We start from the raw sequence: 13,430 nt of genomic DNA, 5'->3' as shown, positions 1-13,430 counted from the left end.
CCGAACCTGTTACCGGGTAATGCCGGCGTAGGGAGTAGGTCTCATGACCGTTCAGGATGCACGCACGCCTGCCGTCGACCAGGCCACCGGCCACGGCGAGCGCAAGCCGGGCTGGCACAAGGGATACGTCGAGGGCTCCCGCCCCGACCTCCGGGTGCCGGTCCGACAGGTGCACCTCACCAATGGCGCGGATGTGACGCTGTATGACACATCCGGCCCGTACACCGACCCCGGCATCGAGACCGATGTACGCCGCGGCCTCGCGCCGCTGCGGGAGAACTGGATCATCGGCCGGGGCGACACCGAGGAGTACACGGGCCGCCCCGTCCGCCCCGAGGACGACGGCATCAAGCACACCTCGCCGCGCGGCGGGCTCAAGAACCTCGACGCGGTCTTCCCGGGCCGTCCGCGTCAGCCCCGCCGGGGGCGCGAGGGCCGCCCGGTGACCCAACTGGCGTACGCCCGGCGCGGTGAGATCACTCCCGAGATGGAGTACGTGGCCATCCGGGAGAACGTCTCCCCCGAGGTCGTCCGCGAGGAGATCGCGGCGGGCCGGGCGGTGCTGCCGGCCAATGTGAACCACCCGGAGATCGAGCCGATGATCATCGGCAAGCGGTTCCTGGTGAAGGTCAACGCCAACATCGGCAACTCGGCGGTCACCTCCTCCATCGAGGAGGAGGTCGAGAAGATGACCTGGGCGACCCGCTGGGGAGCGGACACGGTCATGGACCTCTCGACCGGCCGCAATATCCACACCACCCGTGAGTGGGTGCTGCGCAACTCCCCCGTTCCGATCGGCACCGTCCCGCTCTACCAGGCGCTGGAGAAGGTCGACGGCAAGGCCGAGGAGCTGAACTGGGAGGTCTACAAGGACACCGTGATCGAGCAGGCCGAGCAGGGCGTCGACTACATGACGGTCCACGCGGGGGTGCTGCTGCGGTACGTTCCGCTGACCGCGCGCCGTAAGACCGGCATCGTCTCGCGCGGCGGGTCGATCATGGCGGCGTGGTGCCTCGCGCACCACAAGGAGTCCTTCCTCTACGAGAACTTCGAGGAGCTGTGCGAGATCCTCGCCGCGTACGACGTGACCTACTCGCTCGGTGACGGTCTGCGCCCCGGCTCGATCGCGGACGCCAACGACGAGGCGCAGTTCGCCGAGTTGAACACGCTCGGGGAACTCAACCGGATCGCCAAGAGTTTTCAGGTGCAGACGATGATCGAGGGCCCCGGGCATGTCCCGATGCACAAGATCAAGGAGAACATCGACCTCCAGCAGGAGATCTGCGAGGAGGCTCCCTTCTACACGCTCGGCCCGCTCACCACGGATGTGGCCCCCGCGTACGACCACATCACCTCCGGCATCGGGGCGGCAATGATCGCCTGGTGGGGCACCGCGATGCTCTGCTACGTCACGCCCAAGGAGCACCTGGGCCTGCCGAACCGCGACGATGTGAAGACGGGCGTGATCACCTACAAGATCGCCGCTCATGCCGCCGATCTCGCCAAGGGGCACCCGGGCGCCCAGGAGTGGGACGACGCGCTGTCCGACGCGCGGTTCGAGTTCCGGTGGGAGGACCAGTTCAATCTGGCCCTCGACCCGGACACGGCACGGGAGTTCCACGACGAGACGCTGCCGGCCGAGCCGGCGAAGACCGCGCACTTCTGCTCGATGTGCGGCCCGAAGTTCTGCAGCATGAAGATCTCCCAGGACATCAGGCGGCAGCACGGCGGGTCGCAGCAGGAGATCGAGGACGGCATGAACGAGAAGTCCAAGGAGTTCGCCGCCGCCGGCAACCGGGTGTATCTGCCGCTCGCCGAGTGAGCCCGGCCGGGCCCTCCGGCCGGTGTCTCACTCCGGCCGGGGCTCGGGCCTCCGGGGCTCGGGACCTCGGAGGTCGGGTCGGTCAGGCTCCGGGCCGGTGAGGTCCGGGCTGGTGAGGTCCGGGCTGGTGAACGCCGTCCGGTGCCCGGCCGGTGGGCCCTCGCCCGGCCCGTCGGCCGCCGGGGGCCGGCTCGTGGGGTTCGGCAGCTCCAGAGACATCGGATCGATGCCGGGATCGGACAGCGCGGCCCGCAGGAACGGCAGGATGCCCCGCTCCAGCAGCGCGTGCCGCCAGGCGTCCTTGGCGCGGGTGACCTCCTCGGGGATCTCCTTCGAGATCTCCTCGGCCTCCACCTGGGTCGCGGAATTCCGCAGGGCGGTACGGAGCAGGGCCATCGTGGCGAACAGGATGGCCGCCGCCGTGAGCGCGGCGAAGACCCAGCCCGTGGTGATCAGCGGCGTCGCCAGTGCCGGGGGAGGGTCGAGCATCCTCAGAAGATGGCCGATCAGCAGGAACATCAGGGCCGCGAGCCCGGCCAGCACCGGGGCCAGCACGGTGATCACGGCCGTGAGGCCGACGCCGCTCTCCCGGTCCGGCTCGCCGCCGTCCTCGCTCGCGGAACTCGCGGAACTCGCGGTGCTCCCGGCGCTTGCGGCCCTCCCGGTGCTCGCCGCCTCGCCGTCGGCGCGGGCCGGGTGCGGGCGGGTCTCCTCGCGGATCCGGGTGTAGTGCTCGTACTCGGCGGCGGCGGCCCCGGCGATGACCGCCGTGGCGTTGAGCGCCATGGTGCGCAGCTGTGTGGCGTTCAGCCGCTGCCCCACGGCGCTGAGGTCCGGACGGTCATGGGCGGTACGCAGCACTTCGTCGAGCAGGCGCTCGAACTCGGCTCGGTCCTCGGTCAGCAGGTGCGGAGCACTTCTCATGCGCATCCCCCGGTTCCCCGGTTCCCCGCGGCACCGGACCCGCCCGGACACGACCGGGCGAACGGGCTTCGGCGGGGGAGAGACTGCTACGGATAAGCCGATGGTAAAGCCGCGATGGCGGACAGTGACAGGGGATTTCGGTAAAAGGGTGCCCGGCTTCGGTCAGTTGGGCAGCGGCAGCCGTACGACCAGGAGCTTGCCGGCCATGGTCACACCGCCGTCCATGGCGATCGCCAGACCGTCCGCGTACACATGCGGCCCTTCGACCACGGGACGGTCGCCGTCCTCGCCGTCCTCGGTGCCGACCTCTCCCAGCAGATAGGGGATGGGGCTGTGGCCGTGGACGACGCGGCTGCCGCCGTAGGTGGAGAGCAGCTCGCGCACCGCCTGCGGGCCGGCCTCGTCGCGGAAGGCGAAGCGTTTGGTCAGCTTGCGGAAGAGGTCCCAGCACTCGTCGGCGTCATTGCGGGTGAGGATCTCGTGGACGGTCTCATTGACGTCCTCGATGGTCGATCCGTACTCCAGATACGCCGTGGTGTCGGAGTGGAGCAGCAGATGTCCGTCCTCCTCGACCACCGCGTCGAGTCGGGCCATCCACTGGAGGTGGACGTCCTGGAGACGGTCCATGTCGTTCTTCTGGCCGCCGTTGAGCAGCCAGGCGGCCTGGAAGGTGGCGGTCCCGGCCCCGGAGTTGACCGGGGTGTCGGAGAACCGTTTGGCCCCCAGCAGCAGGAGTTCGTGGTTGCCCATCAGGGCCTTGCAGTAGCCGCCGGCGGCGGCGGCCTCGGCGGAGAGCCGCATCACCAGGTCGATGACGCCGATGCCGTCGGGGCCCCGGTCGGTGAAGTCGCCGAGGAACCAGAGGCGCGCGTTTCCGGCGGCCCAGCGGCCGTCGGCGTCGATGAGGCCCTGTGCGGCGAGGGCGGCGAACAGCTCGTCCAGATATCCGTGGACATCGCCGACGACATAGAGCGGACCGAGGCCGTCCGGGACCGGGGATCCCTCGGGGGCGGTGTGCGCCCGGGGGACGTCGCCGCGGCTGATCACCGGCAGGTCGCGCTCGGTGGGGGTGTAGCCGTCGGGGAACTCTCCCTCCGGCACGGCGTCGCCCGGGTGGGAGAAGTGGGAGGGTGCCGGGGGCTGGGCCGGCGGCGGGGGCGTCTGGGGAACCGGCGGGATCGATGGCACCGGCGGCACCTCCGGCGGCGGAGGCAGCTGGGGGCTGTGGGGCTGGGGCGGTGCCTGAGGAGGTTGAGGCGGTGCCTGGGGAGGCTGGGGCTGTTCCTGTCCCTCGGGCGTCTGCGACCGCACGGGTACTTGCGCGTACGGCGGAACGCGGAAATCGCGCAATGTCGCCGTCCGCACCACGGGTCCCTGACCGGCCCCCTGAGTCATCGACCCCTCCACCACCGTCGCGCCGCCGTTCACCTCTCGGCCCAGCCTGGTCGGGGTGGTCCGCGGTGTCGTGCGCCCATCATAGGAATGAGGTCCGCGCTCTGTGACGCACCAGGGGTGGTGAATCCGTCGGTACCCCTGATGCGTCGGCTGATTCGTCCTGAATAAGGGGGTCTAGTCGGGTGCGGGAGAACGAGGCGCGCTCACCGTGGTCCGGGGCGAGCGGCGCTGTGAGGAGGTCCTGATGATCAGCTCGGTCGGTATCACCTGCTCGACCGGACGCCCCTCGTCGATTCCCTCGATCGCGTCGATGAGGAGCTGGACGACGGCCGTGCCGATTCTGCGCGGTTTGAGCGAGAGCGTGGTGATGGGCGGTTCGGTCGCCGCGTACACCGTGGACTCGCTGCAGCAGACGAGCAGCAGGTCCTCCGGGACGCGCAGACCGTACCTCCGGGCGGCGGCGAGGAGATCGGTGCCGTTGGGGTCGAAGAGCCCGTAGACGGCGTCGGGCCGGTCCGGGCGGGCGAGCAGCCGGTCGGCGGCCACGGCCCCCGCGCAGGGGTCGTGGGCGGGGTAGGACTCATAGACCGGGTCCTGGCCCACCCGTTCGCACCAGCGGAGATACGCGGTGGTGGAGAGTCGCGTATAGGTGTCGGTGGTGGTGCCGGTGAGCAGCCCGATTCTGCGGGCCCCGGCGTCGGCGAGATGGTCGAGCAGATCGAGTACGGCGGCTTCGTGGTCGTTGTCGACCCAGGCGGTGACCGGGAGGGTGCCCGCCGGGCGGCCGTCGGAGACGACGGGCAGCCCCTGCCGGACGAGTTCGGTCACGACCGGGTCGTGGTCGGAGGGATCGATGACGACCGTGCCGTCGAGGGCGACATTCGACCAGACGTCGTGACGGGAGGTGGCGGGGAGGATCACCAGCGCGTAGCCGCGGGCGAGCGCGGCCGAGGTCGCGGCCCTCGCCATTTCGGCGAAGTAGGCGAACTCCGTGAAGGTGAAAGGTTCATCCCCGTACGTCGTCACGGTCAGGCCGATGAGCCCCGACTTTCCGGTACGGAGTGTGCGGGCCGCGGCGGACGGGCGATAGCCCAGCCGCTCGGCGACCTCGCGGACATGCCGGCGAGTGGCGTCCGGGAGCCGGCCCTTCCCGTTGAGCGCGTCGGAGACAGTCGTGATGGAGACACCGGCTGCGGCGGCGACGTCTCGGATGCCCGCCCGACCTTGCCGGCTGCCCCGGCGGGATGTGTCCGTCCGGCTCACCTGGTGCTTCCCTGCTGCTGTCATGGCGAGCCGATAGTAGGGCTCGCGCGGACGATTGGGCCGGTCGCATATGCACTCGTTGACAGGCACGTTTCTGCATGATCATAACCCATCAACTGCCTTGCAATTTAAAGGAGTTGATCGTTACATCTCTAATGAATAGGGTGTCTTGGCACCCCGGTCGACCGATTGATCGATGTTTCGAAGAGGTCTCAACTCACCTCTACGGGGGATGCGCGCCACGGAGTGAGCCACCGGCGCGCGCCATGGATTCGAGCGCTCCCCCATCCTTTCCGGATCCACCCGTACGCACTTCGCGGGAATCCTCATAAGGTGAGTAGTAATGGTCCCGGGGCGCTCCCGCGGTGCGCCGGTTCCATTGAACCGATGCGATGTGTGCTGATTCGATGTGCTGATCAGAAGTACTGGTTCCGTGGTGCACGGACGGTCGAGGAGGACCTGCGGTGAGCGAGACGAGCCCCAAGCTGCGAGCCGAGCTGGACGGCATCCCCACCTACAAGCCGGGCAGGCCCGCAGCCGCCGGCGGCACGGTCGCGTACAAGCTGTCGTCCAACGAGAACCCCTATCCGCCGCTGCCCGGGGTGATGGAGAGCGCGATCGCCGCGGCCGGCTCCTTCAACCGCTATCCGGACCTGGCCTGTACCGGTCTGGTGAATGAGCTGGCGAACCGTTTCGACGTGCCCCTGGAGCATCTGGCCACCGGCACGGGTTCGGTGGGCGTCGCCCAGTCGCTGGTGCAGGCCACCTCCGGCCCGGGCGACGAGGTCGTGTACGCCTGGCGCTCCTTCGAGGCGTACCCGATCATCACCCGGATCAGCGGCGCCCGGCCGGTGGAGGTGCCGCTGACCCCGGGCGATGTGCACGATCTCGACGCGATGGCCGGCGCGATCACCGACCGGACCCGGCTGATCTTCGTCTGCAACCCCAACAACCCCACCGGCACCGTGGTGCGCCGGGCCGAGCTGGAGCGGTTCCTCGACCGGGTGCCCTCCGACGTGCTCGTGGTGCTGGACGAGGCGTACCGGGAGTTCATCCGCGACCCCGAGGTGCCGGACGGTGTGGCGATCTACCGGGACCGCCCCAATGTGGCCGTGCTCCGCACCTTCTCCAAGGCGTACGGGCTGGCGGGGCTGAGGGTCGGCTTCGCGGTCGCGCACGAGCCGGTGGCCGCCGCGCTGCGCAAGACCGCGGTGCCCTTCGGGGTGTCCCAGCTCGCGCAGGACGCGGCGGTCGCCTCGCTGCGGGCCGAGGACGAGCTGCTGGGCCGGGTCGGCTCGCTGGTCGCCGAGCGGGGCCGGGTGTACGAGGGCCTGGTCAAGCAGGGCTGGACCGTGCCCGAGACCCAGGCGAACTTCGTCTGGCTCCGGCTGGGCGGGCGGACGGCCGACTTCGCGGCTGCCTGTGAGGCGGCCGGGGTGACGGTCCGGCCGTTCCCGGGGGAGGGCGTGCGGATCACCATCGGCGAGGAGGAGGCCAACGACCTCTTCCTGCGCACCGCCGAAGCCTTCCGCGCCAAGATCCAGTAGCGCCTCGGCGCCGCTCGCGCCCCGGCGTCACGGGGGCGGCCTCTTCTCTTCGCGCAGGGCCCGGACCGTACTCAGGTCCGGGCCCTGCGCGCTGTGCCGCCACGGGGGAGATCGCCGGCCTCCGGCCCCGATCCACCCGGATCCGCCCGAAGGGCACCCCCCGGTCATAGGTGTGGTTTTCGTATGAGCCATAATTGCTTGTGAATGTGAACGCGTTCACAAGCGTGTCCTGTTCATCCCGCGATCGCTGGGATTATTCAGGCAAACTGCCGATCGACCTCGTCGATGTAAGGAGATGACGACGTGGACTTGGCTTTGGCGCCGGAAACCTTGGCGCGCTGGCAGTTCGGCATCACCACCGTCTACCACTTCCTCTTCGTCCCCCTCACGATCTCCCTCGCCGCCCTCACGGCGGGGCTCCAGACCGCCTGGGTCCGCACGGAGAAGCAGAAGTACCTCAAGGCCACCAAGTTCTGGGGCAAGCTCTTCCTGATCAACATCGCCATGGGCGTTGTCACGGGAATTGTGCAGGAGTTCCAGTTCGGTATGAACTGGTCCGACTACTCCCGGTTCGTCGGCGACATCTTCGGGGCCCCGCTCGCCTTCGAAGCGCTGATCGCGTTCTTCTTCGAGTCGACCTTCATCGGGCTGTGGATCTTCGGCTGGGACAAGCTGCCGAAGCGGATCCATCTGGCCTGCATCTGGATGGTCTCCATCGGCACCATCCTGTCCGCCTACTTCATCCTGGCGGCCAACTCCTGGATGCAGCACCCCGTCGGATACCGCATCAACGAGGAACGCGGCCGGGCCGAGCTGACCGACTTCTGGAAGGTCCTCACCCAGGACACCGCGCTCTCCCAGTTCTTCCACACCATCACCGCGGCCTTCCTCGTCGGCGGCGCGTTCATGGTCGGCATCGCCGCCTACCACCTGGCGCGCAAGAAGCACATCCCGGTGATGCGCACCTCGCTGCGGCTCGGCCTGGTCACCCTGATCACGGCCGGACTCTTCACCGCCATCAGCGGCGATGTGCTCGGCAAGGTCATGTACCGGCAGCAGCCGATGAAGATGGCCGCCGCCGAGGCGCTGTGGGACGGCGAGGCCCCGGCCCCCTTCTCGATCTTCGCCTACGGCGATGTCGACGAGGGCCACAACAAGGTCGCCATAGAGATCCCGGGCCTGCTGTCCTTCCTGGCCAAGGGTGACTTCGAGTCGTACGTCCCGGGCATCAACGACGTCAACAAGGCCGAGCAGGAGAAGTACGGCCCCGGCGACTACCGGCCCAATATCCCAGTCGCCTACTGGGGCTTCCGCTGGATGATCGGCTTCGGCATGGCCTCCGTCGCCGTCGGAGTCCTCGGCCTTTGGCTCACCCGCAAGAGGTTCCTGCTGCCCCAGGCCCTGCGGACCGGCGAGGACGAGGTGCCGCATCTGGTGCTCTTCCGCAAGCAGCCGCTGGGACCCCGCTTCTCCAGGTGGTACTGGATCGTCGCGCTGTGGACCATGACCTTCCCGCTGATCGCCACCTCCTGGGGCTGGATCTTCACCGAGATGGGCCGTCAGCCCTGGGTCGTGTACGGAGTGCTCCGCACCAAGGACGCGGTCTCCCCCGGGGTCTCCCAGGGCGAGGTCCTCACCTCGATGATCATCTTCACCACGCTCTACGCGGTGCTCGCCGTGATCGAGTTCAAGCTGATGGTCAAGTACGCGAAGGCGGGGCCGCCCGAGCTGACCGAGGCAGACCTCAACCCGCCCACCAAGATCGGCGGCGACGACCGTGACGCCGACCGCCCGATGGCCTTCTCGTACTGAGGCCCTGAGGAGCTGCTGAGTCATGGAACTCCACGACGTCTGGTTCGTCCTGATCGCCGTCCTGTGGATCGGCTATTTCTTCCTCGAAGGCTTTGACTTCGGGGTGGGCGTCCTGACCAAACTGCTCGCCCGGAACCGGAAGGAACGGCGGGTACTGATCAACACCATCGGGCCCGTCTGGGACGGCAACGAGGTGTGGCTGCTCTCCGCGGGCGGTGCGACCTTCGCGGCCTTCCCCGACTGGTACGCCACCCTCTTCTCCGGCTTCTACCTCCCGCTGCTGCTCATCCTCTTCTGTCTGATCGTGCGCGGAGTCTCCTTCGAGTACCGCCACAAGCGCCCCGACGACAGATGGCAGACCAACTGGGAGCACGCGATCTTCTGGACCTCGCTGCTGCCGGCCTTCCTCTGGGGAGTGGCCTTCGGCAACATCGTCCGGGGCGTGAAGATCGACGCGCAGAAGGAGTACGTCGGCAATGTCCTCGACCTCCTCAACGCCTACTCGCTCCTCGGCGGACTGGTCACGCTGACGCTCTTCACCTTCCACGGCACGGTCTTCGTCGCGCTGAAGACGGTGGGGGACATCCGCGTCCGGGCCCGCGCGCTGGCCCTGAAGCTGGGACTCCTCACCGCCGTCCTGGCGCTCGGCTTCCTGCTCTGGACCCAGGCCACGCGCGGCGACGGCGCCAGCCTCATCGCGATGGCCGTCGCGGTGGCGGCACTCGTGGCGGCGATCATCGCGAACCAGGCGGGGCGCGAGGGCTGGTCCTTCGCCCTCTCCGGGGTGACCATCGTGGCCGCCGTCTCGATGCTCTTCCTGACGCTCTTCCCGAACGTCATGCCGTCCTCGCTCAACGACGCCTGGAACCTCACGGTCACCAACGCCTCGTCCACCCCGTACACACTCAAGATCATGACCTGGTGCGCCGGTATCGCCACCCCGGTCGTGCTGCTCTACCAGGGCTGGACGTACTGGGTCTTCCGCAAGCGGATCGGCACCCAGCACATCGCCGACGCCCACTAGCAGGGGATGTTTCACGTGAAACCGATCGACCCGCGTCTGCTCCGGTACGCCCGGGCCACCCGTGGCTTCCTGCTCGCGGTGGTGCTGCTCGGGCTCCTCGGGGCGGCGCTGGTCGTCGCCCAGGCGATGCTCATCGCCGAAACGGTGGTGGGGGCCTTCGAGAAGGACCTCACCGCCTCCGAGCTGACGACCCCGCTGATACTGCTGGCGGCGGTCGCGGTCGGCCGGGCGGCGGTCTCCTGGCTCACCGAACTCGCCGCCCACCGGGCCGGCGCGGCCGTCAAGTCCGAGCTGAGGGAACGGCTGCTGGCCCGTGCCGTGGAACTCGGCCCGGGGTACCTGAGCCGGCAGCGGACCGGATCGCTGGTCGCGCTCGCCACCCGTGGCATCGACGCCCTGGACGACTACTTCTCGCGCTATCTGCCGCAGCTGGGCCTCGCGGTGGTGGTGCCGGTGGCGGTGCTCGCCCGGATCGTCACCGAGGACTGGGTCTCGGCCGCCATCATCGTGGTCACCCTGCCGCTGATCCCCGTCTTCATGGTGCTCATCGGCTGGGCCACCCAGAACCGGATGGACCGCCAGTGGCGGCTGCTCTCCCGGCTCTCGGGACACTTCCTGGACGTCGTCTCCGGACTGCCCACCCTCAAGGTCTTCGGCCGGGCCAAGGCCCAGGCCGACTCGATCCGCTCCATCACCTCGGAGTACCGGCGGGCCACCATGCGCACGCTGCGGATCGCCTTCATCTCCTCCTTCGCCCTGGAACTCCTCTCCACCCTCTCCGTCGCCCTGGTGGCCGTCACCATCGGCATGCGGCTGGTCCACGGCGACATGGACCTCTACACCGGTCTGGTCATCCTGATCCTGGCCCCCGAGGCGTATCTGCCCATCCGGATGGTGGGCACGCAGTACCACGCGGCCGCCGAAGGGCTCTCGGCCGCCGAGGAGATCTTCACCGTCCTGGAGACGAAGCCGCGCGAGGGCGGCACCCGTGAGGCCCCCTTCCAGCCGCGCCTGGAACTCGACTCGGTCACCGTCCGCCACCCCGGACGCGGCGAACCCTCGCTGGACGCCGCCTCGCTGACCGTGGAGCCGGGCGAGACCGTCGCCCTGGTCGGCCCGAGCGGAGTCGGCAAGTCCACCCTGCTCGACGTGGTCCTCGGCTTCACCGAACCGGCCGGGGGCCGGGTGCGGATCGGCGGGACCGACCTCGCCGACCTCGATCTCCACCACTGGCGCGAGCAGATCGCCTGGGTGCCCCAGCGGCCGTATCTGTTCGCCGGGACGATCGCCGAGAACGTACGGCTGGCCCGCCCCGACGCCGACGACGAAGCCGTGCGGAACGCACTCCGGGAAGCCGGGGCGTACGACTTCGTCACCGCGCTCCCCCGGGGCGCGGACACCACGCTCGGCGAGGACGGCGCGGGGCTCTCCGCCGGCCAGCGCCAGCGGCTCGCGCTGGCCAGGGCCTTCCTCGCGGACCGCCCGCTGCTGCTGCTCGACGAGCCGACGGCCGCACTGGACGGGGAGACCGAGGCCGGTCTCGTCGAGGCGGTCGGACGGCTGACGGCCGGCCGGACCGTACTCCTGGTGGTCCACCGGCCGGCCCTGCTCGCCGCGGCCGACCGGGTCGTCACCCTCACCCGCCGTGCCCGCACCGAACCGGAACCGGGACCGGAGCCCGCCCGCACGGCCGCCGCGCCGCCCGGACCGGACGTCCGGCCCATGCCGCTGCCCCTGTTCGCCGAGCCCGAGCCCGAGCTTGAGGAAGAGAAGCGGTACGCGTTCACCGGAGCGGCCGGGACCACCGTCCCCGCGCTCACCCGGGTGCGGAACGCCGCCGAGAGGCAGCGGGGCCGATTCCTGCTCGGACTGCTGCTCGGCGGCCTCGCCCTGGGATCCGCCGTGGGACTCATGGCCGTCTCCGGCTATCTCATCTCCCGCGCCTCCGAACAGCCTCCCGTCCTCTATCTGATGATGGCCGTGACGGCGACCCGCGCCTTCGGCATCGGCCGGGCCGTCTTCCGCTACGCCGAACGGCTGGTCTCCCACGACGCCGTGCTGCGGATGCTCGCCGAACTCAGGGTCGCGGTCTACGGCCGGCTGGAGCGCATCGCCCCCGCCGGGCTCCGGCGCAGCAGGCGCGGAGACCTCCTCTCCCGGCTCGTCATGGATGTGGACGCCCTCCAGGACTACTGGCTCCGCTGGCTGCTGCCCGTCGGCGCGGCCGCCGCCGTGGGCGTCGCGTCCGTCGGCTTCACCGCCTGGCTGCTGCCCGAGGCCGGAGCGGTGCTCGCCCTCGGCCTGCTCGCGGCGGGCCTGCTCGTGCCGCTGCTCAGCGGGGCGGTGGCGCGCCGCGCCGAGCGCCGGCTGGCCCCGGCCCGGGGAGCGCTCGCCACCCGGCTGGTCGACCTGCTGCGCGGCACGGCCGAACTCACCGTCGCCGGAGCGCTGCCCGGCCGCCTCGACGGCGCTCGGGAGGCCGACCGCCGGCTGACCCGGATCGCCTCACGGACGGCGGCGGCCACCGCGCTCGGCAGCGGGCTCACCGCCCTCGCCTGCGGACTCACCGTCGTCTTCGCCGCCCTCGCGGGAGTGCGCGCGGTGGCCGACGGCCGGCTCGAAGGGCTGCTCCTCGCGGTCGTGGTCCTCACCCCCCTCGCCGCCTTCGAAGCGGTCAACGCGCTGCCGCTGGCCGTCCAGTACCGGCAGCGGGTCAAGCGGAGCGCCGAGCGGGTGTACGAGGTGCTCGACGCGCCCGTCCCCGTGCACGAGCCCGCGCACCCGGCAGCCCCGCCCGCGAGCGCGTTCCCGCTGCGGGTGCGCGGACTGCGGGCCCGGTACCCGGGAGCGGAACGCGAGGCGCTCGCCGGAGTGGACCTCACACTCGGGGCCGGCAGCCGGGTCGCCGTCGTCGGGACGTCCGGCTCCGGCAAGACCACCCTCGCCCAGGTGCTGCTCCGCTTCCTGGACGCCCGGGAGGGCTCCTACACCCTGGGCGGCACGGTCGCGGCGGCGCTCGACGGCGACGAGGTCCGCGGTCTCGTCGGCCTCTGCGCCCAGGACGCCCATCTCTTCGACAGCTCCGTACGGGAGAACCTCAGGCTCGCCCGCCCGGAGGCGACGGAGGACGAACTGCGGCGGGCGCTCGCCGACGCCCGGCTGCTGGAGTGGGTCGACGAGCTGCCCGAGGGGCTCGACACCCTGGTCGGCGAGCACGGCGCACAGCTCTCCGGCGGCCAGCGGCAGCGTCTCGCCCTGGCCCGCGCGCTGCTCGCGGACTTCCCGGTGCTGGTGCTCGACGAGCCCGCCGAGCATCTCGACCTCGCGACCGCCGACGCGCTGACGGCCGATCTGCTCGCGGCCACCGAGAGCCGCACCGCACGCGGCAGCGCCACCGTACTGATCACCCACCGGCTGCACGGACTCGACGCGGTGGACGAGATCCTCGTACTGGAGGAGGGCCGGATCGTGCAGCGCGGCTCCTACGCGGAGCTGACCGGGACGCCGGGGCCGCTGCGGCGGATGGCCGAGCGGGAGCGGGCCGCCGATCTCCTCGGGGAACGGCTCACGGCGCCCGTCGGCTGAGCCGGTCCGGCCGCCGGGGGCACGGGCGTTCTCCGGCGGCCGGACCGGTAGGTCAACG

At 70.2% G+C, this 13,430-nt stretch carries 8 protein-coding genes; 5 read left to right on the top strand and 3 right to left on the bottom strand.

The features are described from left to right. Positions 1 to 43 precede the first annotated feature (43 nt). Entirely contained in the window at positions 44 to 1,822 is a 1,779-nt protein-coding gene (thiC, locus tag ABD371_RS12330) for a phosphomethylpyrimidine synthase ThiC (protein ID WP_190121282.1), read from the top strand. A gap of 27 nt (positions 1,823 to 1,849) precedes the next feature. On the opposite strand, the gene ABD371_RS12325 is transcribed toward thiC, so the two are convergent. The 3 genes from ABD371_RS12325 to ABD371_RS12315 form a co-directional block, all read right to left on the bottom strand. Next, entirely contained in the window at positions 1,850 to 2,752 is a 903-nt protein-coding gene (locus ABD371_RS12325; protein ID WP_344475907.1) for a hypothetical protein, read from the bottom strand. A 156-nt stretch (positions 2,753 to 2,908) separates the two neighbouring features. Then, complete coding sequence (locus ABD371_RS12320; protein ID WP_381733785.1) at positions 2,909 to 4,156, bottom strand: metallophosphoesterase; 1,248 nt, start codon at positions 4,154 to 4,156, stop codon at positions 2,909 to 2,911. 159 nt (positions 4,157 to 4,315) lie between these two features. After that, on the bottom strand, positions 4,316 to 5,428 hold the full coding sequence (locus tag ABD371_RS12315) for a LacI family DNA-binding transcriptional regulator (protein ID WP_190121285.1): 1,113 nt from the start codon (positions 5,426 to 5,428) through the stop codon (positions 4,316 to 4,318). 440 nt (positions 5,429 to 5,868) lie between these two features. Between ABD371_RS12315 and hisC the strand changes: the two genes are divergently transcribed. The 4 genes from hisC (at position 5,869) to cydD (ending at position 13,372) form a co-directional block, all read left to right on the top strand. After that, positions 5,869 to 6,951, top strand: a complete 1,083-nt coding sequence (hisC, locus tag ABD371_RS12310; protein WP_344475896.1) for a histidinol-phosphate transaminase — start codon at positions 5,869 to 5,871, stop codon at positions 6,949 to 6,951. Positions 6,952 to 7,254: 303 nt separating this feature from the next. Further along, positions 7,255 to 8,763 (top strand): cytochrome ubiquinol oxidase subunit I, encoded by a 1,509-nt coding sequence (locus ABD371_RS12305; protein ID WP_190121287.1) that lies wholly within the window; start codon positions 7,255 to 7,257, stop codon positions 8,761 to 8,763. A gap of 22 nt (positions 8,764 to 8,785) precedes the next feature. After that, on the top strand, positions 8,786 to 9,787 hold the full coding sequence (gene cydB / locus ABD371_RS12300; RefSeq protein WP_344475891.1) for a cytochrome d ubiquinol oxidase subunit II: 1,002 nt from the start codon (positions 8,786 to 8,788) through the stop codon (positions 9,785 to 9,787). Positions 9,788 to 9,793: 6 nt separating this feature from the next. Then, positions 9,794 to 13,372, top strand: a complete 3,579-nt coding sequence (cydD, locus tag ABD371_RS12295) for a thiol reductant ABC exporter subunit CydD (protein ID WP_344475888.1) — start codon at positions 9,794 to 9,796, stop codon at positions 13,370 to 13,372. The last annotated feature ends 58 nt before the right edge of the window (positions 13,373 to 13,430 follow it).

The organism is Streptomyces amakusaensis, assembly GCF_039532665.1.
GTDB classification, from domain to species: Bacteria; Actinomycetota; Actinomycetes; order Streptomycetales; family Streptomycetaceae; genus Streptomyces; species Streptomyces amakusaensis.
The sequence above is the reverse complement of the archived record's forward strand: the minus strand, read 5'-3'. Positions and strand labels throughout refer to the sequence as shown.

Coding starts and splice junctions, on each gene's coding strand:
- ABD371_RS12325 (WP_344475907.1), bottom strand. CDS start 2,752: ATGCGCATGAGAAGTGCTCCGCACCTGCTGACCGAGGACCGAGCCGAG.
- cydD (WP_344475888.1), top strand. CDS start 9,794: ATGTTTCACGTGAAACCGATCGACCCGCGTCTGCTCCGGTACGCCCGG.
- thiC (WP_190121282.1), top strand. CDS start 44: ATGACCGTTCAGGATGCACGCACGCCTGCCGTCGACCAGGCCACCGGC.
- cydB (WP_344475891.1), top strand. CDS start 8,786: ATGGAACTCCACGACGTCTGGTTCGTCCTGATCGCCGTCCTGTGGATC.
- ABD371_RS12315 (WP_190121285.1), bottom strand. CDS start 5,428: ATGACAGCAGCAGGGAAGCACCAGGTGAGCCGGACGGACACATCCCGC.